Origin of the sequence: Micrococcus cohnii, from assembly GCF_014205175.1 — a bacterium.
GTDB classification, from domain to species: domain Bacteria; phylum Actinomycetota; class Actinomycetes; order Actinomycetales; family Micrococcaceae; genus Micrococcus; species Micrococcus cohnii.
On sequence record NZ_JACHNA010000001.1, the window covers coordinates 1 to 22808 of the forward strand.

Here is a 22808-nt window from a genome sequence, read left to right on the forward strand (position 1 = left end):
GGTGGAGTGTGTGTAGAGTTCTTTCTCGTGCTGAGGCGCTGAACGAGTGATCGTGAGGCGCGGTGAATAACACGGTTTCCGCGGATTCAAGCCGATAGTTGCTGTTTCTTGTGGTTGTGCTCACCGGGCATGCATTCGATGGTTGGCCGCTGTGGTGGTTGGTGTCGGATGGGTTTCTTGAATAGGTCGGTCGGTTTTGACAGCCGGTTGTCGTGTGGTAGAGTTGAGGCTCTCCGCTTGATGAACGGTTCGTGACGGTCTCGGAAACGAGGTTGACATTGTCGGATCGGTTGGTCTAGGATGGAGAAGTTGCTCCGGAGCGATGTGCCGCGGTTGCGGTGAGCTGAGGTTCGGAAGCGCCTGTTGTTTGAGAACTCAATAGTGTGCCAAGTTTTTTGATGCCAATTGTTTGAAACATATTGGTTGCCGTTGTCCCCACACCCCCGTGTGGGTTGATGATGGCATGCCAGTGATTGAATTGACATTGTGGATGGTTTTTCCGGCTGTCTGTGATGTTGTTTCTGTATTTTTTTTACGGAGAGTTTGATCCTGGCTCAGGATGAACGCTGGCGGCGTGCTTAACACATGCAAGTCGAACGATGAAGCCGGAGCTTGCTCTGGTGGATTAGTGGCGAACGGGTGAGTAACACGTGAGTAACCTACCCTTGACTCTGGGATAAGCCCGGGAAACTGGGTCTAATACCGGATATGAGTCATCACCGCATGGTGGTGGTTTGAAAGATTTATCGGTCTTGGATGGACTCGCGGCCTATCAGCTTGTTGGTGAGGTAATGGCTCACCAAGGCGACGACGGGTAGCCGGCCTGAGAGGGTGACCGGCCACACTGGGACTGAGACACGGCCCAGACTCCTACGGGAGGCAGCAGTGGGGAATATTGCACAATGGGCGGAAGCCTGATGCAGCGACGCCGCGTGAGGGATGACGGCCTTCGGGTTGTAAACCTCTTTCAGTAGGGAAGAAGCGAAAGTGACGGTACCTGCAGAAGAAGCACCGGCTAACTACGTGCCAGCAGCCGCGGTAATACGTAGGGTGCGAGCGTTATCCGGAATTATTGGGCGTAAAGAGCTCGTAGGCGGTTTGTCGCGTCTGTCGTGAAAGTCCGGGGCTTAACCCCGGATCTGCGGTGGGTACGGGCAGACTAGAGTGCAGTAGGGGAGACTGGAATTCCTGGTGTAGCGGTGGAATGCGCAGATATCAGGAGGAACACCGATGGCGAAGGCAGGTCTCTGGGCTGTAACTGACGCTGAGGAGCGAAAGCATGGGGAGCGAACAGGATTAGATACCCTGGTAGTCCATGCCGTAAACGTTGGGCACTAGGTGTGGGGAACATTCCACGTTTTCCGCGCCGTAGCTAACGCATTAAGTGCCCCGCCTGGGGAGTACGGCCGCAAGGCTAAAACTCAAAGGAATTGACGGGGGCCCGCACAAGCGGCGGAGCATGCGGATTAATTCGATGCAACGCGAAGAACCTTACCAAGGCTTGACATGTTCTCGTTCGCCGTAGAGATACGGTTTCCCCTTTGGGGCGGGTTCACAGGTGGTGCATGGTTGTCGTCAGCTCGTGTCGTGAGATGTTGGGTTAAGTCCCGCAACGAGCGCAACCCTCGTTCCATGTTGCCAGCACTTCGGGTGGGGACTCATGGGAGACTGCCGGGGTCAACTCGGAGGAAGGTGGGGACGACGTCAAATCATCATGCCCCTTATGTCTTGGGCTTCACGCATGCTACAATGGCCGGTACAATGGGTTGCGATACTGTGAGGTGGAGCTAATCCCTAAAAGCCGGTCTCAGTTCGGATTGGGGTCTGCAACTCGACCCCATGAAGTTGGAGTCGCTAGTAATCGTAGATCAGCAACGCTACGGTGAATACGTTCCCGGGCCTTGTACACACCGCCCGTCAAGTCACGAAAGTCGGTAACACCCGAAGCCGGTGGCCTAACCCTTGTGGGGGGAGCCGTCGAAGGTGGGACTGGCGATTGGGACTAAGTCGTAACAAGGTAGCCGTACCGGAAGGTGCGGCTGGATCACCTCCTTTCTAAGGAGCATTTAGTGCCAGCGGCATCACCGAGTGTGTGGTGGCTGGTTGCTCATGGGTGGAACATCAAAGAATTGTGTCTGGCTGATGGCCGTGTGCGGTGAGTACGCAGCCCTGTGTGGGTTGTTGGAAAGTCGTGCGTGGTTGTTGGTTGGGTGATTGGCACGCTATTGGGTTTTGGGACAGCAGGTACTGGCTGGCTTTCGGGTTGGTTGGTGACTGTTGTTTCTGTTTTTCACTGGTGTGAAGCATGCTGCTGTTGGTGGTGTGTGGAGTGCTGTGTGGGTTGTTGTTTGAGAACTGTATAGTGGACGCGAGCATCTTATTTTTTGTTGCTGCACTGTTTGAGCATGGCATGGCCCCCTGGGTGTGTTGTGTGAGGTGTGGTGATGCCGAGAATGATATCTAATTGCTCATTTTTGGAGCTTCTGAGTGTTTGGAAGTTTCTAAGGGCGCATGGTGGATGCCTTGGCAACAGGAGCCGATGAAGGACGTGGGAATCTGCGATAAGCCTGGTGGAGTCGATAACCGGACGTTGATACCAGGATTTCCGAATGGGGAAACCCCGCGCAACGTGTTGCGTGACCCCCGGTTGAACACATAGACCGGGTGGAGGGAACGCAGGGAAGTGAAACATCTCAGTACCTGCAGGAAGAGAAAACAAAAGTGATTCCGTGAGTAGTGGCGAGCGAAAGCGGATGGGGCTAAACCGTATGTGTGTGATACCCGGCAGGGGTTGCATGTGCGGTGTTGTGGGCCCATGTTGGGCAGGTCTGCCGGCCTGTCGCAGTGAGGTGCGGGCATATAGACGAACCGGTGTGGATGCCGGACCGTAGAGGGTGACAGTCCCGTAGTTGTAATGTGTTCCGCCGCTGTTATGTGGTTGCCCGAGTAGCACGGGGCCCGAGGAATCCCGTGTGAATCTGCCAGGACCACCTGGTAAGCCTGAATACTACCTGTTGACCGATAGCGGATCAGTACCGTGAGGGAATGGTGAAAAGTACCCCGGGAGGGGAGTGAAATAGTACCTGAAACCGTGTGCCTACAAACCGTCGGAGCCCTTTTGGGGTGACGGCGTGCCTTTTGAAGAATGAGCCTGCGAGTTAGTGATACGTGGCGAGGTTAACCCGTGTGGGGAAGCCGTAGCGAAAGCGAGTCTGAATAGGGCGATTGAGTCGCGTGTCCTAGACCCGAAGCGGAGTGATCTACCCATGGCCAGGTTGAAGCGCGTGTAAGAGCGCGTGGAGGACCGAACCCACTTCAGTTGAAAATGGAGGGGATGAGCTGTGGGTAGGGGTGAAAGGCCAATCAAACTCCGTGATAGCTGGTTCTCCCCGAAATGCATTTAGGTGCAGCGTCACGTGTTTCTTCCCGGAGGTAGAGCTACTGGATGGACGATGGGCCCTACAAGGTTACTGACTTCAGCCAAACTCCGAATGCCGGGAAGTGAGAGCGTGGCAGTGAGACTGTGGGGGATAAGCTTCATAGTCGAGAGGGAAACAGCCCAGACCACCGGTTAAGGCCCCTAAGCGTGTGCTAAGTGGGAAAGGATGTGGAGTTGCTGAGACAACCAGGAGGTTGGCTTAGAAGCAGCCACCCTTGAAAGAGTGCGTAATAGCTCACTGGTCAAGTGATTCCGCGCCGACAATGTAGCGGGGCTCAAGTACACCGCCGAAACCGTGGCATTCAGTTTTCTGGATGGGTAGGGGAGCGTCGTTCATGAGGTGAAGCCAGCGGGTAACTTCTGGTGGATTGTGGACGAGTGAGAATGCAGGCATGAGTAGCGAAAGACGGGTGAGAAACCCGTCCGCCGGATGACTAAGGGTTCCAGGGTCAAGCTAATCTTCCCTGGGTGAGTCGGGACCTAAGGCGAGGCCGACAGGCGTAGTCGATGGACAACGGGTTGATATTCCCGTACCGGTGAAGAACCGCCCATGTTGAACTGGTGATACTAACCGCCCAAAGCATCCTTCACCCGGGTCTTTGACCTGGGGTGGGGTGTGGAGCGCGGGACCTGAACTGGGGAGGCAAGCGCATTAACAGGTGTGACGCAGGAAGGTAGCCGGGCCAGGCAGTGGAATCGTCCTGGTCTAAGGGTGTAGGGCTCACGATTGGTAAATCCGTCGTGTTTGTGCTTGAGACCTGATGGGCGCCCCGTGTGGGGTGATCCGGTGATCCTATGCTGCCGAGAAAAGCATCGGCGTGAGGTTTGAACCGCCCGTACCCGAAACCGACACAGGTAGTCAGGTAGAGAATACTAAGGCGATCGAGAGAATCATGGTTAAGGAACTCGGCAAAATGCCCCCGTAACTTCGGGAGAAGGGGGGCCCTGACCTTGAGCACTACTTGCTGGTGTGAGGGGATATGGGCCGCAGAGACCAGGGGGAAGCGACTGTTTATCAAAAACACAGGTCCGTGCGAAGTCGTAAGACGATGTATACGGACTGACTCCTGCCCGGTGCTGGAAGGTTAAGGGGACCCGTTAGCTTCGGCGAAGCGGAGAACTTAAGCCCCAGTAAACGGCGGTGGTAACTATAACCATCCTAAGGTAGCGAAATTCCTTGTCGGGTAAGTTCCGACCTGCACGAATGGAGTAACGACTTCCCCGCTGTCTCAACCATGAACTCGGCGAAATTGCATTACGAGTAAAGATGCTCGTTACGCGCAGAAGGACGGAAAGACCCCGTGACCTTTACTATAGTTTGGTATTGGTGTTCGGTGTGGCTTGTGTAGGATAGGTGGGAGACTGTGAAGCGGGCACGCCAGTGTTCGTGGAGTCATCGTTGAAATACCACTCTGGTCACTCTGGATATCTAACTTCGGCCCGTGATCCGGGTCAGGGACAGTGCCTGATGGGTAGTTTAACTGGGGCGGTTGCCTCCCAAAATGTAACGGAGGCGCCCAAAGGTTCCCTCAGCCTGGTTGGCAATCAGGTGTCGAGTGCAAGTGCACAAGGGAGCTTGACTGTGAGAGTGGCAGCTCGAGCAGGGACGAAAGTCGGGACTAGTGATCCGGCGACTCGTTGTGGAACGGTCGTCGCTCAACGGATAAAAGGTACCTCGGGGATAACAGGCTGATCTTGCCCAAGAGTCCATATCGACGGCATGGTTTGGCACCTCGATGTCGGCTCGTCGCATCCTGGGGCTGGAGTAGGTCCCAAGGGTTGGGCTGTTCGCCCATTAAAGCGGTACGCGAGCTGGGTTCAGAACGTCGTGAGACAGTTCGGTCCCTATCCTCTGCGCGCGTTGGAAATTTGAGAAGGTCTGTCCTTAGTACGAGAGGACCGGGACGGACGAACCTCTGGTATGTCAGTTGTACCGCCAGGTGCATGGCTGATTAGCTACGTTCGGGATGGATAACCGCTGAAAGCATCTAAGTGGGAAGCCGGCTTCGAGATGAGATTTCCTTGCCCCTTTGAGGGTGTGAGGCCCCCAGCTAGAACACTGGGTTGATAGGCTGGATGTGGAAGCACGGACTGAAGACGTGTGGAGCTGACCAGTACTAATAGGCCGATGACTTACAAACACTTGTCACACTGTTGTGTGGTGGGGTGTTCGCGTCCACTGTGCGGTTGTCTGATTGCAACTGTGGTTTGCTGAGTGTGTTATGCTTGGTTGACTGTTTTGTGAATATGGTTCATGTGTTGTGATCCTTTAGGTTTCGCCTGCGCCCCGTAGTGTGTGGGGTGTGTGGTGTGTAGGGTTACGGCGGTCATAGCGTGGGGGAAACGCCCGGTTCCATTCCGAACCCGGAAGCTAAGGCCCACAGCGCCGATGGTACTGCAACCGGGAGGTTGTGGGAGAGTAGGTCGCCGCCGGACATTCTTTTGTGGTTGAGGCCCCCTGCCTGTTGGTAGGGGGCCTCCCCTTTTTGTGGGTGCACAGACCCACGCGGGCCGCCTGGACCGGATTCTTCGGTTTGCCATGCGTTGAGGTTGCCCGGTCGGGCTGCCCCGTGCGCTCCGTCGAGAACTCAGTCATCGGGGTGCTGGTGCGTCGCCCGATGCTGCGGAAAGCGCAGTGCCGCGACCTCACCCGCAGCCCTCAGGCGCGATCGCAGTCGCCGTCCGAGGCGCCGAGTGGCCCGCAGATGTTCGTGGTCCAGGGTGGTCAGTTGCGCGAGCAGCTCATCGGCCGCCGCAGGTTTCTGCCTGTCGGGAATGGCCAGAAACGCCGTCAGGGCGTCGGGAAGGTACCTGCCCACCACGTCCTCGACGTCCAGGCAGCTCGCCGCGTCATCGGCGCGCAGACCCTCCCAGGACGGCAGCAGCTGAGCCGTCCGCTCCGTCATTTCCCAAGCCAGCGACCAGCAGTCCGGGCGGAGCCTGTCGCGTTCCTCGCGCAGGAGGCGTCGCAGGGCGTCGATCTGCGTGCTGAGGGGAAGGGGAGGGCTCATGATGGTGCTATCTTCGCAGCTGCCTGGCTGCTCAGCGCGATACGTCGGCGGTGATTTGTCGACGTGAGGTGGTGCTGGTAAAGTCGTCCCCTGTTGGTTCGCGCAGCGATCTCAACGGGGTGTGGCGCAGCTTGGTAGCGCGCGTCGTTCGGGACGACGAGGCCGCAGGTTCAAATCCTGTCACCCCGACCATCACGTCGGTCTCCTCAGGCCGACAGAACACACGAGTGGGCCCCTCCGATTCTCGGAGGGGCCCACTCGTGTCTGGTCTGCCTCGTGCCCGTGCTCGTGGTCCGATCCGGGCAGGCCGACCGCGTTCTGGGCGATCGCGATGACCGCCTCAGTCTGTGGCGAACCGCAGGGTGGGGAAACCGGAGTCGTCCATGTCCACGGCCGTGACCCGTGCTCCTGCGGGCTGCCGCCGCACCTGAGCGTACAGGTGCCCGTGGAATGCCCAGTGGCTCTCCACCGCGTCGAGGGTGACGTTGGTGGCGTCCAGTGGACCCCCCAGCAGCGGGCTGAGCGTGGGGGCCAGGCACTGCCCCGGGTCCAGGGCCGTGATGCCCACGGCGTCGAACGCGCGTCGACGAGTGGCATCGTCGAACATCCGCAGCGGCTCGTCGGTGAGCAGCAGCACCGGCAGCACGGACGCGAGGTCGGCGATCTCGGTCCGGGAGGCCGTCGCGGGGTCGTAGCCGACGAGCATGGGGGTGTGGTCCACCGCCTCCTGCACGAACACCCTGCCGCGCCAGTCCATGATCAGCGGGACGGTGTTCACGTCGTCGATCCCGAAGAACTCTCGCAGCAGGGACGCCGCCTGCTCCGCCTCGGGCGCGCTGAGGAAGCGGAACAGACCGTGGTTGTACTGGGTCCCCGCGATCTCGAACCACGTCAGCAGGTTTCCGGTCAGCACGTCGCGCCCGGAAGCCGGGTTGTGCACGCGCTGCGTGACGTGGACGCCGGTGTCTGCGACGGGCTGATGGCGGCGGGCGTCCGCCCGAGGGGCCACCCCGGCCGTCTGATCCTCGTCCGGAGCGGGAACGAACGGGGCCTCGGTGCGCGGCACCGCCTGGACCTTGAGCTCGCCGTCCGGAGTGAACAGGTAGCCCTGCACGCGCAGAGCAGGGTCGAGCTCGGCTGCTGTGCGGTGCAGCCGGACGGACAGATCCCAGTACTCGTCCCAGGGCACGACGCGCCGGCGCATCGGCTCGTCGACCCCCGTCAGATGCGCGGGCACGGGCGAGGCCAACGCCACGGTGGCCGGGAGCCGATGCAGACGCAGACGGGCACACAGCGCCGCCTTGTCGCCCTCGCCGAGCAGGGTCGCCACGCGGGCGCCCCCGTCTTCGGCCGTGCCCTCCAGCGCCGCCAGCAGCAGGTCGAGGGAGAGCAGCTCCTCGCGTTGCAGTGACGACGGGTCGAAGGCGTCGACGACGCCGTGGCCGAGGCGTCGAGCCAGCACCCGCCCCCGCCAGTCGAGCGCGATCGGCACGACGGTCTCCGCGTCGTCAGGGAAGGCCGCGCGCAGCAGTCGGTCCACCTCCGGGCCGGAGCCCGCGTCCACCACGTGCAGCAGACCGTGGTTGTACTCGGCGCCCGCGACGCCGGCCTGGGAGATCGCGCCGTCGAGCTCGTCGTCACGGTAGGCGGCCGCGGTGGGGCCGGCCTGATCACCGGTGCGATGTAGCCGCGCATGGGGCACGCCCGCCGGTCCGGTGAACTCCGGGTCCTGGTCCGTGTCGAACACCAGGACGGGGCCGGACTCGGTGAGGCGCCGACCGACGACCATGGCCCCCTCCGGCGCTCGACGCATCTGGGCGGCCATGGCACCGAAATAGGACAGATAGGTCGAGGTGTAGGCCTCGGCGAGCAGATCGGGGGAGTCTTGCCCGCCCGCGAAGACCGGCCACGGCAGAGCGAGGCACCGGTGCTCGTCGAGGCGTTCGAGGCCGATCCGGGAGAAGGCGGCACGACGGTCGACGTCGTCGGCCAGGCGCTGCAACTCCTCGAGGCGCCCGGGGTGCGTGAGCAGCTCGACGAACTCGGAGAACTCCACCAGAGCTCGGGCCTGCTGGTGCGCCGGGTCCACCCGGACCACCACATCGCGGGCCGCCGTCCGCGCCGACTCGACGGGCGCCACGGTCAGCCGTGCGTACTGGCGGCCGCGCCAGTCCACCGCGACGGGCACGAGTGCCTGCGCCACCTGGGGGGCCAGGTGCAGGGCCAGGAACTCGTCGGCCAGAGCCCCCGTCTCGGCGGTGTGAACGCGCAGCAGGCTTTCGCCGAGCGTCTCTCCGGCGAGGCCGTGCCGGGTGACGACTCCGTCGAGTTCGTCGTCGCGATGGGCGGCCGGGGCGGCAGGACGGCTCGAGTCCGGGTCCGGGCGGGTCTGCTGCGTCATGGTGGTCATGCTCTCCTGTGTCGGGGCGTGCTGCCTCGGGATGTGATGGGTCCGGTATCTGCCACGCTGCAGAGTCGGTGATCCCGCGATTCCACCACACCTGCGCTCGGACGGTGGGGCCGCCGCGTCGCGTGATCGCGCATTCCAGCTGATCGGCCGATCTGCCGCGAGGCTCGGGCCGACCCGGCCGTGCGGCGGCCATGACCCACGGGTCAGCCGCGCGCTTCGGCCTCACGCGGCCGGACCGGATGGTGGGAGGCCATGCTGATGCGGTTCGTGGCGTTCATCAGGACCGTCAGCCACTGCACGGCCGCGTACTGGTCGTCGGACAGGCGGGGGTGGGACAGCAACTGGGCCACCTGCAGCTGCTCGTGCCCCTCCAGTCGGGTGAGCGCCTCGGCGAGCTCGAGCGCGGCCTGCTCCTGTTCTGAATACACCGACTCGGCTTCGCGCCAGGCCGGCAGCAGCGCGAGCCGCTGCTCGGAGACGCCCGCCTTCACCGCGGAACGCAGATGAGTGTCCAGGCAGAAAGCGCAGCCGTTGAGCTGCGAGACGCGCAGACAGACCAGCTCCACGGTCTGCGGGTCGAGACCGGCCTGGGCTGCGGCGGCGTCCACGTCCTGGCGCCAGGCCACGAGGGAGGACCAGACCGACGGCGCGGCCTTGTCCAGGTAGAAACGCAACGGGTCCTGGCGATCGGGGGCGGCATCGGAGCTCATGCGGCCATCGAATCACAGGCCGTGGAACCGCGTCACCGCCCGTGCAGAAGACGCTCCAGGCTCTCGGCGTCGTGCTCCGTGCCGAACGCGGCGCCGCCGGGCTCGAGGACCGCGCCCGCGGCGGAACCGGCGAACTCGACCGCGTCGTAGCCCATGGTCCGCACCAGGTTCGCGATCTCGCGACGCGCTCGGACCTCGTCGGCGGCCGAGCCCACGGCCAATGCCCGTCGCGGCGCGCGGACTCGGCCCGCCGCGGCAAGATCGTGATGGGAAACGTCGAAGAACGCGCGCACCACGGGCAATTCCGTGCCCGTGCGCAGCCAGGCGTCGACCTCGGCCGTCGTCGGCTGGGCCGCCGCATCCACGCCAGGGGCGTCCCACGTGTTGGTCATGTCGACGACGGTGCGTGTGCGCGGGCCGCGCAGCGCCGCCGGGTCGACGTCGTCCAGGGCGTCGCGCGGTACCGCGAGCACGGACACCTCAGCCTGCGCGGCGAGCTGTTCGGCGCTCACGGCCTCGGCCCGGGGCGCATAGATCGTCAGGTGGTGGCGCAACCGACGCGGCGGCGCCGTACTGGCCAGGCGAACGACCGGTGCGGATGCGCCGGGGGTGAGGGTCGGGATGCGAGCCAGCGCCCGGGCGAGAGCCGTGCCCGCTCGGCCCGCACCCAGCACCCCGACCGTCAGGGGCGCGGCGGACTCGGCGTCGCTCACCGGATCTCGGTGTGCTGCCGGCCCAGGCCGGTGATCTCGACCTCGACGACATCCTCGGACGTCAGCCACGCGCGTCGACCGTCCGCGTCCTTGCGGCCCAGGGCCACCCCGGACGGGGTGCCCATCAGGATCAGGTCGCCCGGGTGCAGAGTCACCATCTGAGAGACGTAGGAGACGATCTGCTCCGGGGTGAACACGACCTCCAGCGCGCGGGAGCGCTGCCGGCGCTCGCCGTTGACCCGGGTGAGGATCTCGGCCTTCGGGGTGAACTCGTCGGGCGTCACCAGCCACGGGCCGACGGGGGTGGAGGCGTCCCAGATCTTCCCCTGCAGCCACTGCGAGGTGCGGCCCTGGAACCCCCGCACGGAGACGTCGTTCGCGACGGCGTATCCGGCGATGTGCTCGGCGGCCTGCGACTCGGGGATCCGCCGACCGGGCTCGCCGATCACGACGCACAGCTCGCCCTCGTAGTCGAGACGGTGATCCTCCTGCGGGACCTCGATCGCATCAAGCGGTCCGGTCAGGGACTGAGCGAACTTCGCGAACAGCGTGGGGTGCTCGGGCGCCTCGAGGCCCGTCTCGGCGACATGGTCCTTGTAGTTCAGGCCCACGCCGACCACCTTCGTCGGGAACGGCACGAGCGTCTCGTACATGAGCGTGGCGACGTCGAGCACGCGGTTCGGATCCCGTTCGGCCGCGGCCGTGGCCTCATCGAGGACCTCCTGCCGCTGCTCGGGGGCCAGCGTGAGGAACTCGCCCACGTCCGTGCAGTCCTCGAGCGCGACGGCCTCGACCGCGATCTGCGGGTCCGTCGGGTCGGTCGCGGTGATGATCGCGGCGAAGGTGTTGCCGGGATAGGCGGCCTCGTCGTCCGGGAGGCGGAAAGTCGCAAGCTTCATGCGCCCATCTCACCACACTCCTGGTCCCGCGCTCCCAGTGCGCGTCCCGGCGCACGGTCGGGGTCGTGTGCGATGCTGGCGCTCATGATCGCCTCCTCCGCCCTCACCCCTGAAGAGCTCTCCGCCGAACGCTCCGCCCTGGTCCTGGGGACGATGACCTGGGACGACACGCAGCCCGAGGTGAACGCCGCCGCTCTGCGCGCCGGGCTTGACGCGGGGATCACGCTGCTCGACACCGCCGACATCTACGGGGACGGCGCCTCCGAACGGGCCGTCGGCGCGGCGCTCGCCGAGCTCGACGACGCCGAGCGGACGCGGCTGCGCGTGCAGACCAAGTGCGGGATCGTGCGCGCGAACCGTGCAACCGGCGTCGGCACAAAGCACTACGATTCCTCACCCGCACACATCGCCGCGTCCCTGGCCGGCTCGCGGGAACGCCTCGGCGTCGAGACGGTCGACACGCTCGTGATCCACCGGCCCGACCTGCTCACCGACCCCGAGACGACCGTGCGCGCCTTCCTCGACGCACGCGAGGCCGGGCACGTCGGCGAGCTGGGGGTCTCCAACCTTTCAGTGAGCCGGGCACAGGCGTACCAGGCGGCACTGCGGCGCCTGGCCGGTCCCGAGAGCCGGCTGGCCTGCGTGCAGGTGGAGCTCGGGCTGCACCACCGCGGACTTGTGGAGGCCGAAGTGCTCGCGAACCACACGGCGGCCCCCGCGACCGGCGGCGCCGTCGGCCTGGGTCAGTGGTGCCGCGACGAAGGCGTCGAGCTGCAGGCCTGGGGGCCGCTGGGTCAGGGGCGCTACACCGGTCGGGCGGCCACCGAGTCGGCCGCTGACACCTCTGACGAGGCCACCGTGGCCGACACAACGCAGGTGGTCGCGGAGCTCGCGGACCGGTATGGCGTCAGCGGTGAGGCCGTCGTGCTGGCGTGGCTGACCCGCCTGCCCTGGGGTGTGCGCCCGGTGATCGGCACACGGGCGCCGGAGCGCATCGCCGCGTGCGCGCAGCAGGGCCGGGCGGCGGAGGCCATGACGACCGAGGACTGGCACCGGCTCTGGACCGCGGCGCGAGGCGAGAAGCTGCCCTGAGATTCGCCAGGCCCCGGCCCGTTCAGCCGCCCGGGCCCCGGTGCTAGCGTCGGCGTCGTGAACGTCACCGACACGCTCCCGTCCACGGTCCCCGTCATGAGCGAAACCGGGGACGACCCGATGCCGCGCTCCACGTGCCGCCTGCAGATCAGCGCCGACTTCACCCTGGCGGACGCGCGGGCCGTGGTGCCCTATCTGCACCGACTCGGCGTGCACTGGGTGTACCTCTCGCCGCTGCTCGCCGCCGAACCTGGCTCAGACCACGGGTACGACGTCGTCGACCCGGCGCGGATCGACCCGGCTCGCGGCACAGAGGAGGATCTCGCGGCCCTCTCCGCGACCCTGCGTGAGCACGACATGGGACTGCTGCTGGACATCGTGCCGAACCACATGGGCGTGGCGACCCCGCGGGCCAATCCCGCCTGGTGGGATCTGCTGACGCATGGACCGGGCGCCGAGTCCGCCGCGTGGTTCGACGTGGACTGGGAACGGCACCACGGACGCGTGCTCATCCCCGTCCTGGGTGACGGCACCGCCGAGGACCCCGAGGCCGAGCTCGCACACCTGCGCGTCGACGAGGCGACCGGGACGCTGCGCTACTGGGAGCACGAATATCCGCTCGCGCCCGGGACCCTGGAGCGGGCCCGAGAGCAGGTCGACGCGCGGCCGCATGCCGAGGCCGGGGCTGACGCGGACGAGTCGAGGCTGGCGCGGGCGGTGCACGATCTGCAGCACTACCGCCTGGCGCCGTGGCGTCTGGGCGATGCCGAGCTGAACTATCGCCGTTTTTTCACCATCACGACCTTGGCCGGCGTGCGGGTCGAGGACCCGAAGGTCTTCGACGCCATGCACGAGCGGGTGCGCTCGTGGGTCGAACGCGGCTGGGTGCAGGGACTGCGTGTGGACCATCCTGACGGGCTGCGCTCCCCGGGCGGATACCTGCGGCGCGTACGCGAGCGGGTGCTGCCGGAGGGTCCGCTGTACGTCGAGAAGATCCTCGAGTCCGCGCTCGGGCCTGCGGGGGAGCGGCTGCCGGCCGCCTGGCCGACCGAGGGCACCACCGGCTACGACGCGCTCGGGGACATCGAGCGGGTCCTGATGCCGGTGGCGGCCGCGGGCCCTGCCGAGCATGACGAGCAGAAGAGAGCCGAGTGGGCACGCCTGACCGTGCAGCTCAAGCGCGAGGTGGCCCTCGGCCAGCTCGCCGCGGAGACCCGGCGGCTCGTGCGGGAGCTTCGCTCTGACCTCGACGCCGAGGCGGGCGTGGCGCCGCCTCACGCCCTCGCCACGCTGCGGGACGCGGGCGATCAGGCCGTGGCTGAGGCGCTGGCGTGGCTCATGGCCCACCTGCCGGTCTACCGCACCTACCTTCCCCTCGGCGCCGAACACCTCGAAGCGGCCCGCCGAGGCGCGATCGAGGACGGCGCGGACGCCGCGCTGGTCGATGCGCTCGCCGCGGTCGCCGTCGCACGTGACGGGCGGTTCGCCGCGCGTCTGCAGCAGAGCACGGGCATGGTCATGGCCAAGGGCGTCGAAGACCGGGCGTTCTACCGCTACTGCCGCTGGGCCAACCTCAACGAGGTCGGCGCAGACCCGTCCCATGTGCACCTGCCCGCCGCGCAGTTCCACGCCCGTCAGCACCATCGGCAGGCGGCCCAGCCCCACGCCATGACCGCGCTGAGCACCCACGACACCAAGCGCGGGGAGGACACCCGAGCGCGGATCGCCGCGCTGTCCGAGCATCATGCGGCGTGGACGGAGGCCGCCGCCGAGCTCGAGCGCCTGCACCCGCTGGGCGATAAGCACGCCGCGCGCCTGCTCTGGCAGTCCGTGGTCGGGGTGTGGCCCACGGACGGCACCGCGCCCGAGGCGCAGCGGCTCATCGACTACGCCCTGAAAGCCGCGCGGGAGGCCGGCGTGCACACGACGTGGACGGACCCAGGCGCCGAGCACGAACGGCTGCTGACCGAGGCGATGCGGGCGGCCGCGGCCGAGGACACCGCCACCCGCCGCATCATCCAGTCGCTCGCCGACACCGTCGCCGCCTCGGGCCTGGCGAACCAGCTCGCGGCCACGCTGCTGCAGCTCACCGTCCCCGGCGTGCCTGATCTCTACCAGGGCACCGAGCTGCCCGCGCCCTGCCTCGTGGACCCGGACAACCGCCGTGAGGTCGACTTCACGCGGCGGGCCGCCCTGCTCGAGCAGCTCGACGCGGACCTGGCCGCCGGGCGGGCCCCCGTCTTCCCCGTGCTCGCCGACGGACAGTGGCGCCACCCGGGGCCCGAAGGGCAGGACCTCGCGAAACTCGCCGTGACCGCCGCCGGGCTACGGTCCCGCCGTGACCGCCCCGAGCTCTTCACCGGTCACCGCGCGCTCGAGGTGGTCGGCCCCGCCGACGAGCACGTGCTCGCCTTCGACCGTGGCGGTGCGGTCACCATCGTGCTGCGTGAACCAGAGCGGCTGGCCCGATCCGGCGGCCTGCAGGACACGAGCGTGCAGCTGCCCGCCGGGCCGTGGGTCGACGCCGTCACCGGCCAGAGGCTCGGGTCCGGCGGTGCGCCCGAGGCCGAGGAGACGGGCTGGCCCGTGGCCGCGCTGCTGGCCGCCGGGCCGATCGAACCCCACGACGCGGTGGCCGAGGGCGTACGCCCCGTCGCCCTGCTGCTGCCGGCGGACGGCGAGGCATGAGCGCGCCCTGGCTGGAGTCGGTCGCCCGGGGCCGGCCCGCCGCGTTCGCCGTGTGGGCGCCGCATGCGCACCAGGTCGAGCTCGTCCTCGTCGCAGCGGCCCCGGGGACCCTGCATGCCGCCGCCGACGGCCCGGTCGTGGGACATCGCTGGCCCGTCGACGCCGTCGTCCCGATGCGCCGGCACGTCGCTCCAGTCGAGGCGGCCGACGACTACGCCGGCTGGTGGGTCCCCGACGCACCGCTCGATCCGACCCTCGCCGCCGTCGGCGCGGATCCGTCCGCGGCGCAGCCGGACGTGCTGCCCGGATACGGTTACCGCGTCGACGGGGCCGACCCCGTCCCGGACCCGCGCTCGCGCTGGCTTCCGGACACCGTGCACGGACCCTCCCGCCCGGACCCGGCCGCCGACTTCGCCTGGAGCGACCGGGCCGGCGAGCCTGGCGGCTGGACCGGCCCCGACGGCGTCCTCGCCGACCCCGACCTGCCGCAGGGCGGCGGCCTGCGTGGCGCCGTGCTCTACGAGCTGCACCTCGGGACATTCACGCCCGGTGGAACGCTCGACTCCGCGATCGAGCGCCTGCCGCACCTGAGCCGGCTCGGCGTCACCCACGTCGAGCTGCTGCCGGTCAACGCCGTCGACGGGCCACACAACTGGGGGTACGACGGCGTCGCGTGGTACGCGGTCAACCAGGCCTACGGCGGCCCCGCCGCCTACCGACGCTTCGTCGACGCCGCCCACGCGGCCGGGCTCGGCGTCGTCCAGGACGTCGTCTACAACCACGTCGGCCCCTCGGGGAACTACCACGGCGTGTTCGGGCCCTACACGGGCGGCGGGAACACGGGGTGGGGCGACGGACTCAATCTCGACGGCCCCGACTCCGACGAGGTCCGCCGCCACGTGCTCGACAACATCGCGATGTGGATCGAGGAGTTCCACGTCGACGGACTGCGCCTGGACGCCGTCCACGCTCTCGTCGACTCCCGCGCCGTGCACCTGCTCGAGGAGGCCGCCGCGCTCGCCGACCGGCTCTGCGCCCGTCTGGGCCGACCGGTGCCGTTGATGGCCGAATCCGACCGCAACGACCCCGCCACCGTCCTGCCCCGCGCCGGCGGACCCGGCGGCGAGGCCACCTCCGCCGGCCTCGGCCTGGCCGGGCAATGGGCGGACGATGTGCACCACGCGATCCACGTGGCCGTCACCGGTGAGACGCACGGCTACTACGCGGACTTCGCCTCGTTGTCCTGCCTCGAGACGACGGCCCGCGGTGTGTTCCTGCACGACGGCCGACACTCGAGCTTCCGAGGCCGCCGGCACGGTCGGCCTGTGCCGGACGCGGTGCCGGCCGAGGCGTTCGTCGTCTCGATCCAGAACCACGATCAGGTGGGAAACCGGGCCGCCGGCGACCGCACCGGCGCGAGCCTCAGCGAGGGTGCGCTCGCCGCGGCCGCCGCCCTGTTGCTCACCGGCCCCGGCACGCCGATGCTGTTCATGGGCGAAGAGTTCGCCGCGTCCACCCCGTTCCCGTTCTTCACCTCGTTCCCCGACGAGGACCTCGCCGAGGCCGTTCGCACCGGCCGCCGCCGAGAGTTCGCCGCACACGGCTGGGATCCCGCCGCCGTGCCGGACCCGCAGGCGCCGGAGACCTTCGCCTCGGCCGTGCTCGACTGGCAGGAGACCGACCGCGGGCGCGGTGCCAGGATCCTGGCGTGCTATCGCGAGCTGATCGGCCTGCGTCGGAGCCTGCCTGCGCTGACGAATCCCGATCGTTCTGCCACCGTCGTCACGGTCGACGAGCAGCGCCGGCACGTGCGCTGGGACCGGTCCGGCGTGGCACCGCCGACGGCGACGGCGCAGCACGCGTCGACGGGACAGACGGTCACCCTGCTGGCCGCTCTTGGGGACGCCCCGATGACCGTGCCCCGGGACCTGCGCGAGGCGCGTGTGCTGGTCGGCCACGGCGACGACGGTCCGCTCACCTCCGGTGTGCCGCCGCGGACGGTGTCAGCGCCCGGGTTCGTGCTGCTCGGCTGAGCCGTCGGCGGTGCCCGCGCCCGGACTCGACGGCGCGGGCACCGCGCGCAGCATCGTGGTGGTCGGGTGCAGGGCCACGGCGTCCTCGTCTCGCCGCGCGGCCAGCACCGTCGAGATGTACGAGGCGACGGCGTCGTCGAACGGAACCTCGCGCTGCTGGGCCTCGGAGAGGTACCAGCGGTGCTCGAGCAGCTGGTGCATGATCTCGGCCGGCTCGAGCTTGAGGGAGAGCTCGTCCGGGATCGACGCGAGCACCGGTTCGAACACGTTCACCAGCCACCGATGCGCCGCCTCGCCCTCCGAGAGATGGGGGTTGTTCGCCTGCCGGTTCGACTCGATGTCCTGCAGCAGCCGCCTGGCCTGGTTCTCCTGCACGTCGAGCCCCGTCAGCGACATCAGCCGCCGCTGGTGGTGGCCCGGGTCCACCACCTTCGGCCGCAGCACCAGACGTGAGCCGTCGTCGGTCGGGTGCAGGGCGTACTCCTCCACGTCGAAGCCCAGCTCGTTGAGGCGGCGAATCCGCTCCTCCACGCGCCACTGCTCTTCGGGCGCGAACTCGGTGTCCGCGGTGAGCTCCGCCCACAGGCCGCGATACGACTCCACGAGCATGTCCGCGGTGTCCGCCGGGTCGACGTCCGGGTCCAGCATGCCGCCGGCGGTCAGGTCCAGCAGCTCGCCTCCGACGTTCGTGCGGGCCAGCTCCAGATCGTGCTCGCGCTGCCCGTCCGAGAGCCTGGGCCGCAGCTCGCCGGTCTCCGCGTCCACCAGGTGGGCGGCGAACGCCCCGGCGTCGCGGCGGAACAGCACGTTCGACAGGGAGACGTCACCCCAGAAGAAGCCCTCCAGGTGCAGTTGCACGAGCAGCAGGGCCATCGCGTCCGTCAGCCGGACGAGCGTCTCGCGGCGCAGGGTCCGAGAGAACGCCGCACGGTAGGGCAGCGAGAACCGGAGGTGCCGAGTGACGAGCACGGCGGGCAGCGGCTCGCCGTCCGCGTCGACCCGACCCGAGACGACCGCGATCGGCTCGACCGACGGCACATCCTTGTGCTCCAGGCGACGCAGCAGCCGGTACTCGTGCAGGGCCAGCTGTTCGGTCGTCTCCTTCACCGCGACGACCGTCTCGCCCAGGTGGGCGAAGCGGACGACATGGCGGGAGATGCCCCGGGGAAGGGCCGCCAGCACGGACTCGGGCCACTGTTCCAGCGGCACCGACCAGGGCAAGGTCGCGAGTCGGGCGGCGGGTCCGGCGTTGGCACGCCCGCCGGCGGTGATGCGCAGCGATGCGGGCGTCGTGCCGGAGGGCGGTGAGTCGACCATGGCGGGCCTTCCTGACGGTCTGTCGGTGCGGTGGGCCGGGCACAGTCGATGCCGCCGGGCGGGCGCCCACGGGCCGACCGGGGACACCGATTGTGACGGATCGTCCGACGGTGTTTCCAGATTCGATCAGTATGCTTGGGCGCGGACACAACGCAACCCTTCCGACGTCACCGAGGAGTGCCCGTGGGATCGAACACCCCCCAGCAGTCGAGGACGCAGCGCGCCGCCGATTCGCGCGCCCGCGCCCGGCAGATCCAGCAGGACCAGATCAAGCGCGAGAAGCGCAAGCGCATGGCGATCGTCTGGGGGTCGGTCGTCGCGACCCTGGCCGTCGTCGCCGTCGTCGTCGCGTTCGTGCTCTCGAACTCGGCCAAGGACGTCCCGGCGGCCGGCCAGTCCTCCGGCTCCGCGAACAAGCAAGGCGGCATCGTGCTCACCGCCTCGGACGCGCTCGCCGAGCCGAAGGAGAAGCTCGCCAAGGACGTCGACGCCGATTCGGTGGACGTGCCTGAGGAGCCGCCGCAGGAGGACCCGAAGACCGTCCCGGGGGCCAAGAAGCCCGGCAAGGATGAGCCGCTGCACATCATCATCTACGCGGACCTCGCCTGCGTGCACTGCTGGGATTTCGAGGAGCAGAACGCCGAGGCCATGAAGCGCTGGCTCGACGAGGGCAAGGTGACGGTCGAGTACCGTCTGCTGAACTTCCTCGACAGCCCCGGCAACAAGAACTACCCGGCGCGCGGCGCCAACGCCGCGTACTGCGTGGCAGAGAAGAAGCCGGAGGCCTACAACGAGTTCGTCTCCACCCTGTTCGGCACGTTCGGCGACCATCAGGGTCAGGGCCTGTCCGACGACGAGATCGAGGCCGAGGCCGACAAGCTCGGCGCGGACATCGGCGACTGCATGGACGACGGCACCTACCGTCCGATGGTGAACTACACGACCGCGAAGGCCCGCGCGGCCGGGGTGCGCGGCACCCCCACCGTCTTCGTGGGCGAGGAGAACATGAAGACCGAGATGCCCCAGGGCCAGTCCTTCGAGCAGTGGGTCGAGTCCAAGCTGGACTCGTGACCGGGCGAGGGCTGCCGCGCCGCTGAGCGGGGCACCCGCGCGGAGCGGTTACCCTGGAGGGGTCCGTCGACAAGGACGGGCCCCTCTTCGCCTCCTTAGCTCAGCTGGCCAGAGCATCTGTCTTGTAAACAGAGGGTCGCCGGTTCGAATCCGGCAGGGGGCTCACGTCACGACAGCCCTCACCCCGCGCGGGGTGAGGGTCGTCGTGCTGTGCGGCGCGGCCGGGATCAGCAGAATGCCGAGACGCCGGTGAGGGCCCGCGCCGCGATGAGCGAGTTGATCGCGTACGTGCCCTCGTACGAGTAGATCGCCTCGACATCGTTCATGATCTTGGTCATCTCAAAGTCGGCGACGATGCCATTGCCGCCGAGCGCGTCCCGACCGAGCGCGGCCGAGGCACGGGCCAGGCGGGTGGCCGTCGCCTTCGCGGTCGCCGCGTGCAGCATTGTGAGCCGGTCGGCCTCCTGGAGGTCGGCGATCTGCGCCATCATGCCCGCGGTCGCACACAGGTTCCCGGCGATCTCGGCCAGGTGCTGCTGGATGATCTGGAACCCGGCCAGGGGCTTGCCGAACTGTTCCCGCTCGAGCGCGTAGTCGCGCAGGACCTCGAGGACGCCCTGCTGGGCGCCGAGGCCCTGCCAGCCGACCCAGGCACGGGAAGCGAGCAGCAGGCCGTTCGCCTGGGCGAAGGAGGTCGCGCCCGGCAGCATCGCGTCGGCGGGCAGGGCGACGTCGTCGAACACAATGTCCGCGTTCTGCATGATCTTCAGGCCGGTCTTGTGCTCGATCTTCCGCGCGCGGTAGCCCGGAGCGTCCGTGGGCACGAGGAACCCTTTGATCTGCCCGTCCTCGGCGTCGCGCGCCCAGACAACCGCCACCTGAGCGAGCGTTCCCGCACCGATCCAGCGCTTCGACCCCGAGATGACCCAGCCGTCGTCGGTGCGTCGGGCCTGCGTGCCCAGCCCCCCGGCGATGTCTGAGCCGTGGTCGGGCTCCGTGAGGCAGAAGGCGCCGAGGGACTCGAAGCGCTCCAGGCTGGGCAGCCAGCGACGCTTCTGCTCTTCCGAGCCCAATGTCGCGATGGTCGCTACGATCAGCTCATTGTGGATGCCCACCAGTGCCGACAGCGACAGGTCCGTGCGGGCCAGGGTGGCGTGGACGAGGCCCTGGAAGAGCGGCGAGGAGCCGTCCGTGAAGACATGTCCGAGCCCGAGTTCGGCGAGCCCGGGCAACAGCTCGGGTGTGAAGCGGTCCTGGACCCACGGCTCGACGACCGCCGGGCGGACCACCGTGCGCAGGTGCTCCTCGATCCGCTCGAGTCGCTCGCGTTCGGCGACGTCGAGCCTTCCGCGCAGTTCCAGCAGGTCCGAGTGCGGGAGGGCGACGGTCGGGGCGGGCGCGGCGGTCATGGGTCTCCTTCATGCAGTGAGCAGGCCCGCATCTGGGGAGTGAGCGGGGCCACATTGACGATGGTCAACACCGTACCGTCGCCCGAATGCGGATGAAAGAGTGAATCGCGATTCACTGACCAAGCATGTCTTCCACGTGAGGTACATCACGTCTACTGTGGGGGCATCGTTCCGGTGCGCGGCCCATGGGCAGCGCGCCGGTGCCGCCAGCCACGAACGGGAGGAGAGCCCCATGACCGTCACCGATCAGCTGCGCCAGGCCCGCGACCTGCTCGTGCGGCATCAGCAGGACTGGGATGCCGCGCGCGCGGAGTTCCGGTGGCCGCGCTTCGAGGAGTTCAACTTCGCCACCGACTGGTTCGACGCGCTCGCTGCGGACCCGCAACGCGCCGACGCCGACGCCCTCGTGATCGTCGAGGAGGACGGTCGCACGCTGCGCCGCACCTATGCGGAGCTCGCCGAATCCTCGCGCCGCGTCGCCACGTGGCTGCGACAGCAGGGCGTCGAGCGTGGGCATCGGGTGATTCTGATGCTCGGCAACCAGGTGGAGCTGTGGGAGTCGATGCTCGCGTGCATCCGCATCGGCGCCGTCATGGTGCCGACCACGACGCAGATGACCCCGATCGATCTGCAGGACCGCGTCGACCGGGCCGAGGCGCGGTGGGCGGTGGCGAACGCGGAGAACCTGGCGAAGTTCGAGGATGTGACGGGGGAGTGCACGCTCATTCATGTGCCGGGGGTCTACGCGGAGGGCGACGACCGGCAGGTCCCGCGGATTCCGGGCCGCACCGTCCTGAGCTACAGCGAGGCCTCCCAGGCTGACCCCGATGGCGGCCACCTGGACCGACCGACCGCCGCCGACGAGACGCTGCTGCTGTACTTCACCTCAGGCACCACGTCGAAGCCCAAGCTCGTCGAGCACACGCACACCTCGTACCCCGTCGGCCACCTGTCCACGGTCTACTGGATCGGACTGCAGCCCGGCGATGTGCACCTCAACGTGGCCTCGCCGGGCTGGGCGAAGCATGCCTGGTCCACCGTGTTCGCCCCGTGGCTCGCCGAGGCCACGATCTTCGTGGTGAACTTCCGCAAGTTCGAGGCCGCCACGCTCATGTCGGCCATGGGCGATGGAGGAGTCACCAGCATCTGCGCTCCGCCGACGGTCTGGCGCATGCTCATCACGGCGGATCTGGCTCAGCTGACGACACCGCCGCTGAAGGCGATCTCCGCGGGCGAGCCGCTCAACGCCGAGGTGATCGATCAGGTGCACAGGGCGTGGGGCGTGACGATCCGGGACGGCTTCGGACAGACGGAGACGACCCTGCAGATCGCCAACACACCGGGCGCACGCATGAAGATCGGCGGCATGGGGCGGCCCCTGCCCGGCTACGAGATTGTGCTGATCGACCCCGTGACGGGGCAGCAGGCCGAGGAGGGTGAGATCTGCGTGCGGCTCGACCCGCGCCCCGTCGGCGTGCTGAAGTCCTACTACGGGAACGCGGAGAAGACCGCTGAGGTCTTCCGTGACGGGCTCTACCACACCGGCGACATCGCCTCGCGCGACGAGAACGGCGTCTACACCTATGTGGGCCGCGCGGACGACGTCTTCAAGTCCTCGGACTACAAGGTCTCGCCGTTCGAGCTCGAGTCCGTGCTCGTCGAGCACCCGGCCGTCCTGGAGAGCGCGATCGTGCCCACGCCCGATCAGATGCGTCTGGCCGTGCCGAAGGCCTTCGTGACGCTCGCCCCCGGGCACGAGCCGAACGAGGAGACAGCCCGGCGGATCCTGCAGTTCGCGGTCGATCGGCTGCCGCCGTACAAGCGCATCCGCCGCATCGAGTTCCGGGAGCTGCCGAAGACGATCTCCGGCAAGGTGCGGCGCGTGGAGCTGCGCCGCGAAGAGGTCAAACGGCACGGCGGTGAGCAGCTCGGCGGCGTGGAGTACCGGGAAGAGGACTTGGGGATCCGACGCCCGTCGCGGGGCTGAGCCGCCCGCGGGCCGGTGCGTGCAGAGTC

12 protein-coding genes, 2 tRNA genes and 3 rRNA genes are annotated in these 22808 nt (G+C 67.4%); 10 read left to right on the top strand and 7 right to left on the bottom strand.

What is annotated here, in order from left to right; translation table 11 throughout:
- Nucleotides 1-531: 531 nt before the first annotated feature.
- From HDA30_RS00005 to rrf, 3 genes are all read left to right on the top strand, one after another.
- Nucleotides 532-2055: ribosomal RNA gene (locus HDA30_RS00005) — 16S ribosomal RNA — on the top strand.
- 436 nt (nt 2056-2491) lie between these two features.
- Nucleotides 2492-5580 (top strand): 23S ribosomal RNA (locus tag HDA30_RS00010).
- Between the two features lie 178 nt (nt 5581-5758).
- Nucleotides 5759-5875 (top strand): 5S ribosomal RNA (gene rrf, locus HDA30_RS00015).
- Together the 16S, 23S and 5S rRNA genes form the textbook arrangement of a ribosomal RNA operon.
- A gap of 152 nt (nt 5876-6027) precedes the next feature.
- On the opposite strand, the gene HDA30_RS00020 is transcribed toward rrf, so the two are convergent.
- On the bottom strand, nt 6028-6450 hold the full coding sequence (locus HDA30_RS00020; RefSeq protein ID WP_158495355.1) for a hypothetical protein: 423 nt from the start codon (nt 6448-6450) through the stop codon (nt 6028-6030).
- Nucleotides 6451-6565: 115 nt separating this feature from the next.
- Between HDA30_RS00020 and HDA30_RS00025 the strand changes: the two genes are divergently transcribed.
- A tRNA-Pro gene (locus HDA30_RS00025) sits at nt 6566-6642 on the top strand.
- A gap of 148 nt (nt 6643-6790) precedes the next feature.
- Here the strand turns inward: HDA30_RS00025 and HDA30_RS00030 are convergent.
- The 4 genes from HDA30_RS00030 to HDA30_RS00045 all read right to left on the bottom strand — a co-directional run bounded on the left by HDA30_RS00030 (nt 6791) and on the right by HDA30_RS00045 (nt 11182).
- Nucleotides 6791-8860 (bottom strand): hypothetical protein, encoded by a 2070-nt coding sequence (locus tag HDA30_RS00030; protein ID WP_184240704.1) that lies wholly within the window; start codon nt 8858-8860, stop codon nt 6791-6793.
- Between the two features lie 203 nt (nt 8861-9063).
- A complete protein-coding gene (locus tag HDA30_RS00035) occupies nt 9064-9570 on the bottom strand; it encodes a carboxymuconolactone decarboxylase family protein (RefSeq protein ID WP_184240705.1) in 507 nt (168 codons plus the stop codon).
- A 32-nt stretch (nt 9571-9602) separates the two neighbouring features.
- Nucleotides 9603-10283, bottom strand: coding sequence for an NAD(P)-binding domain-containing protein (locus HDA30_RS00040; RefSeq protein WP_184240706.1), 681 nt, complete (start codon nt 10281-10283; stop codon nt 9603-9605).
- The gene (locus HDA30_RS00045; RefSeq protein WP_184240707.1) at nt 10280-11182 is read right to left on the bottom strand and encodes a fumarylacetoacetate hydrolase family protein; all 903 of its coding nucleotides are present in this window, start codon (nt 11180-11182) and stop codon (nt 10280-10282) included. The genes HDA30_RS00040 and HDA30_RS00045 overlap by 4 nt, the downstream gene beginning before the upstream one ends.
- An 84-nt stretch (nt 11183-11266) precedes the next feature.
- Between HDA30_RS00045 and HDA30_RS00050 the strand changes: the two genes are divergently transcribed.
- From HDA30_RS00050 to treZ, 3 genes are all read left to right on the top strand, one after another.
- Entirely contained in the window at nt 11267-12274 is a 1008-nt protein-coding gene (locus tag HDA30_RS00050) for an aldo/keto reductase (protein WP_246418662.1), read from the top strand.
- Nucleotides 12275-12370: 96 nt separating this feature from the next.
- Nucleotides 12371-14962, top strand: a complete 2592-nt coding sequence (gene treY, locus HDA30_RS00055; RefSeq protein WP_184240709.1) for a malto-oligosyltrehalose synthase — start codon at nt 12371-12373, stop codon at nt 14960-14962.
- Entirely contained in the window at nt 14959-16995 is a 2037-nt protein-coding gene (gene treZ, locus HDA30_RS00060) for a malto-oligosyltrehalose trehalohydrolase (protein ID WP_184240710.1), read from the top strand. Before treY ends, treZ begins: the two co-directional genes overlap by 4 nt.
- Here treZ and HDA30_RS00065 read toward each other — a convergent pair.
- The gene (locus HDA30_RS00065; protein WP_184240711.1) at nt 16966-18312 is read right to left on the bottom strand and encodes a DUF4032 domain-containing protein; all 1347 of its coding nucleotides are present in this window, start codon (nt 18310-18312) and stop codon (nt 16966-16968) included. The genes treZ and HDA30_RS00065 overlap by 30 nt on opposite strands.
- Before the next feature lie 183 nt (nt 18313-18495).
- Between HDA30_RS00065 and HDA30_RS00070 the strand changes: the two genes are divergently transcribed.
- On the top strand, nt 18496-19383 hold the full coding sequence (locus HDA30_RS00070) for a DsbA family protein (protein ID WP_262337650.1): 888 nt from the start codon (nt 18496-18498) through the stop codon (nt 19381-19383).
- An 89-nt stretch (nt 19384-19472) separates the two neighbouring features.
- Nucleotides 19473-19546, top strand: a tRNA-Thr gene (locus HDA30_RS00075).
- A 64-nt stretch (nt 19547-19610) separates the two neighbouring features.
- Here the strand turns inward: HDA30_RS00075 and HDA30_RS00080 are convergent.
- On the bottom strand, nt 19611-20792 hold the full coding sequence (locus HDA30_RS00080; RefSeq protein ID WP_184240712.1) for an acyl-CoA dehydrogenase family protein: 1182 nt from the start codon (nt 20790-20792) through the stop codon (nt 19611-19613).
- 232 nt (nt 20793-21024) lie between these two features.
- Between HDA30_RS00080 and HDA30_RS00085 the strand changes: the two genes are divergently transcribed.
- Nucleotides 21025-22779 (top strand): AMP-binding protein, encoded by a 1755-nt coding sequence (locus tag HDA30_RS00085; RefSeq protein ID WP_158495365.1) that lies wholly within the window; start codon nt 21025-21027, stop codon nt 22777-22779.
- The last annotated feature ends 29 nt before the right edge of the window (nt 22780-22808 follow it).

Bases quoted from the DNA above. Each gene is read 5' to 3' on its own strand.
- HDA30_RS00050 (WP_246418662.1), top strand. From the start codon at position 11,267: ATGATCGCCTCCTCCGCCCTCACCCCTGAAGAGCTCTCCGCCGAACGC.
- HDA30_RS00065 (WP_184240711.1), bottom strand. From the start codon at position 18,312: ATGGTCGACTCACCGCCCTCCGGCACGACGCCCGCATCGCTGCGCATC.
- HDA30_RS00035 (WP_184240705.1), bottom strand. From the start codon at position 9,570: ATGAGCTCCGATGCCGCCCCCGATCGCCAGGACCCGTTGCGTTTCTAC.
- treY (WP_184240709.1), top strand. From the start codon at position 12,371: ATGAGCGAAACCGGGGACGACCCGATGCCGCGCTCCACGTGCCGCCTG.
- HDA30_RS00030 (WP_184240704.1), bottom strand. From the start codon at position 8,860: ATGACCACCATGACGCAGCAGACCCGCCCGGACCCGGACTCGAGCCGT.
- HDA30_RS00045 (WP_184240707.1), bottom strand. From the start codon at position 11,182: ATGAAGCTTGCGACTTTCCGCCTCCCGGACGACGAGGCCGCCTATCCC.
- HDA30_RS00080 (WP_184240712.1), bottom strand. From the start codon at position 20,792: ATGACCGCCGCGCCCGCCCCGACCGTCGCCCTCCCGCACTCGGACCTG.
- HDA30_RS00020 (WP_158495355.1), bottom strand. From the start codon at position 6,450: ATGAGCCCTCCCCTTCCCCTCAGCACGCAGATCGACGCCCTGCGACGC.
- treZ (WP_184240710.1), top strand. From the start codon at position 14,959: ATGAGCGCGCCCTGGCTGGAGTCGGTCGCCCGGGGCCGGCCCGCCGCG.
- HDA30_RS00085 (WP_158495365.1), top strand. From the start codon at position 21,025: ATGACCGTCACCGATCAGCTGCGCCAGGCCCGCGACCTGCTCGTGCGG.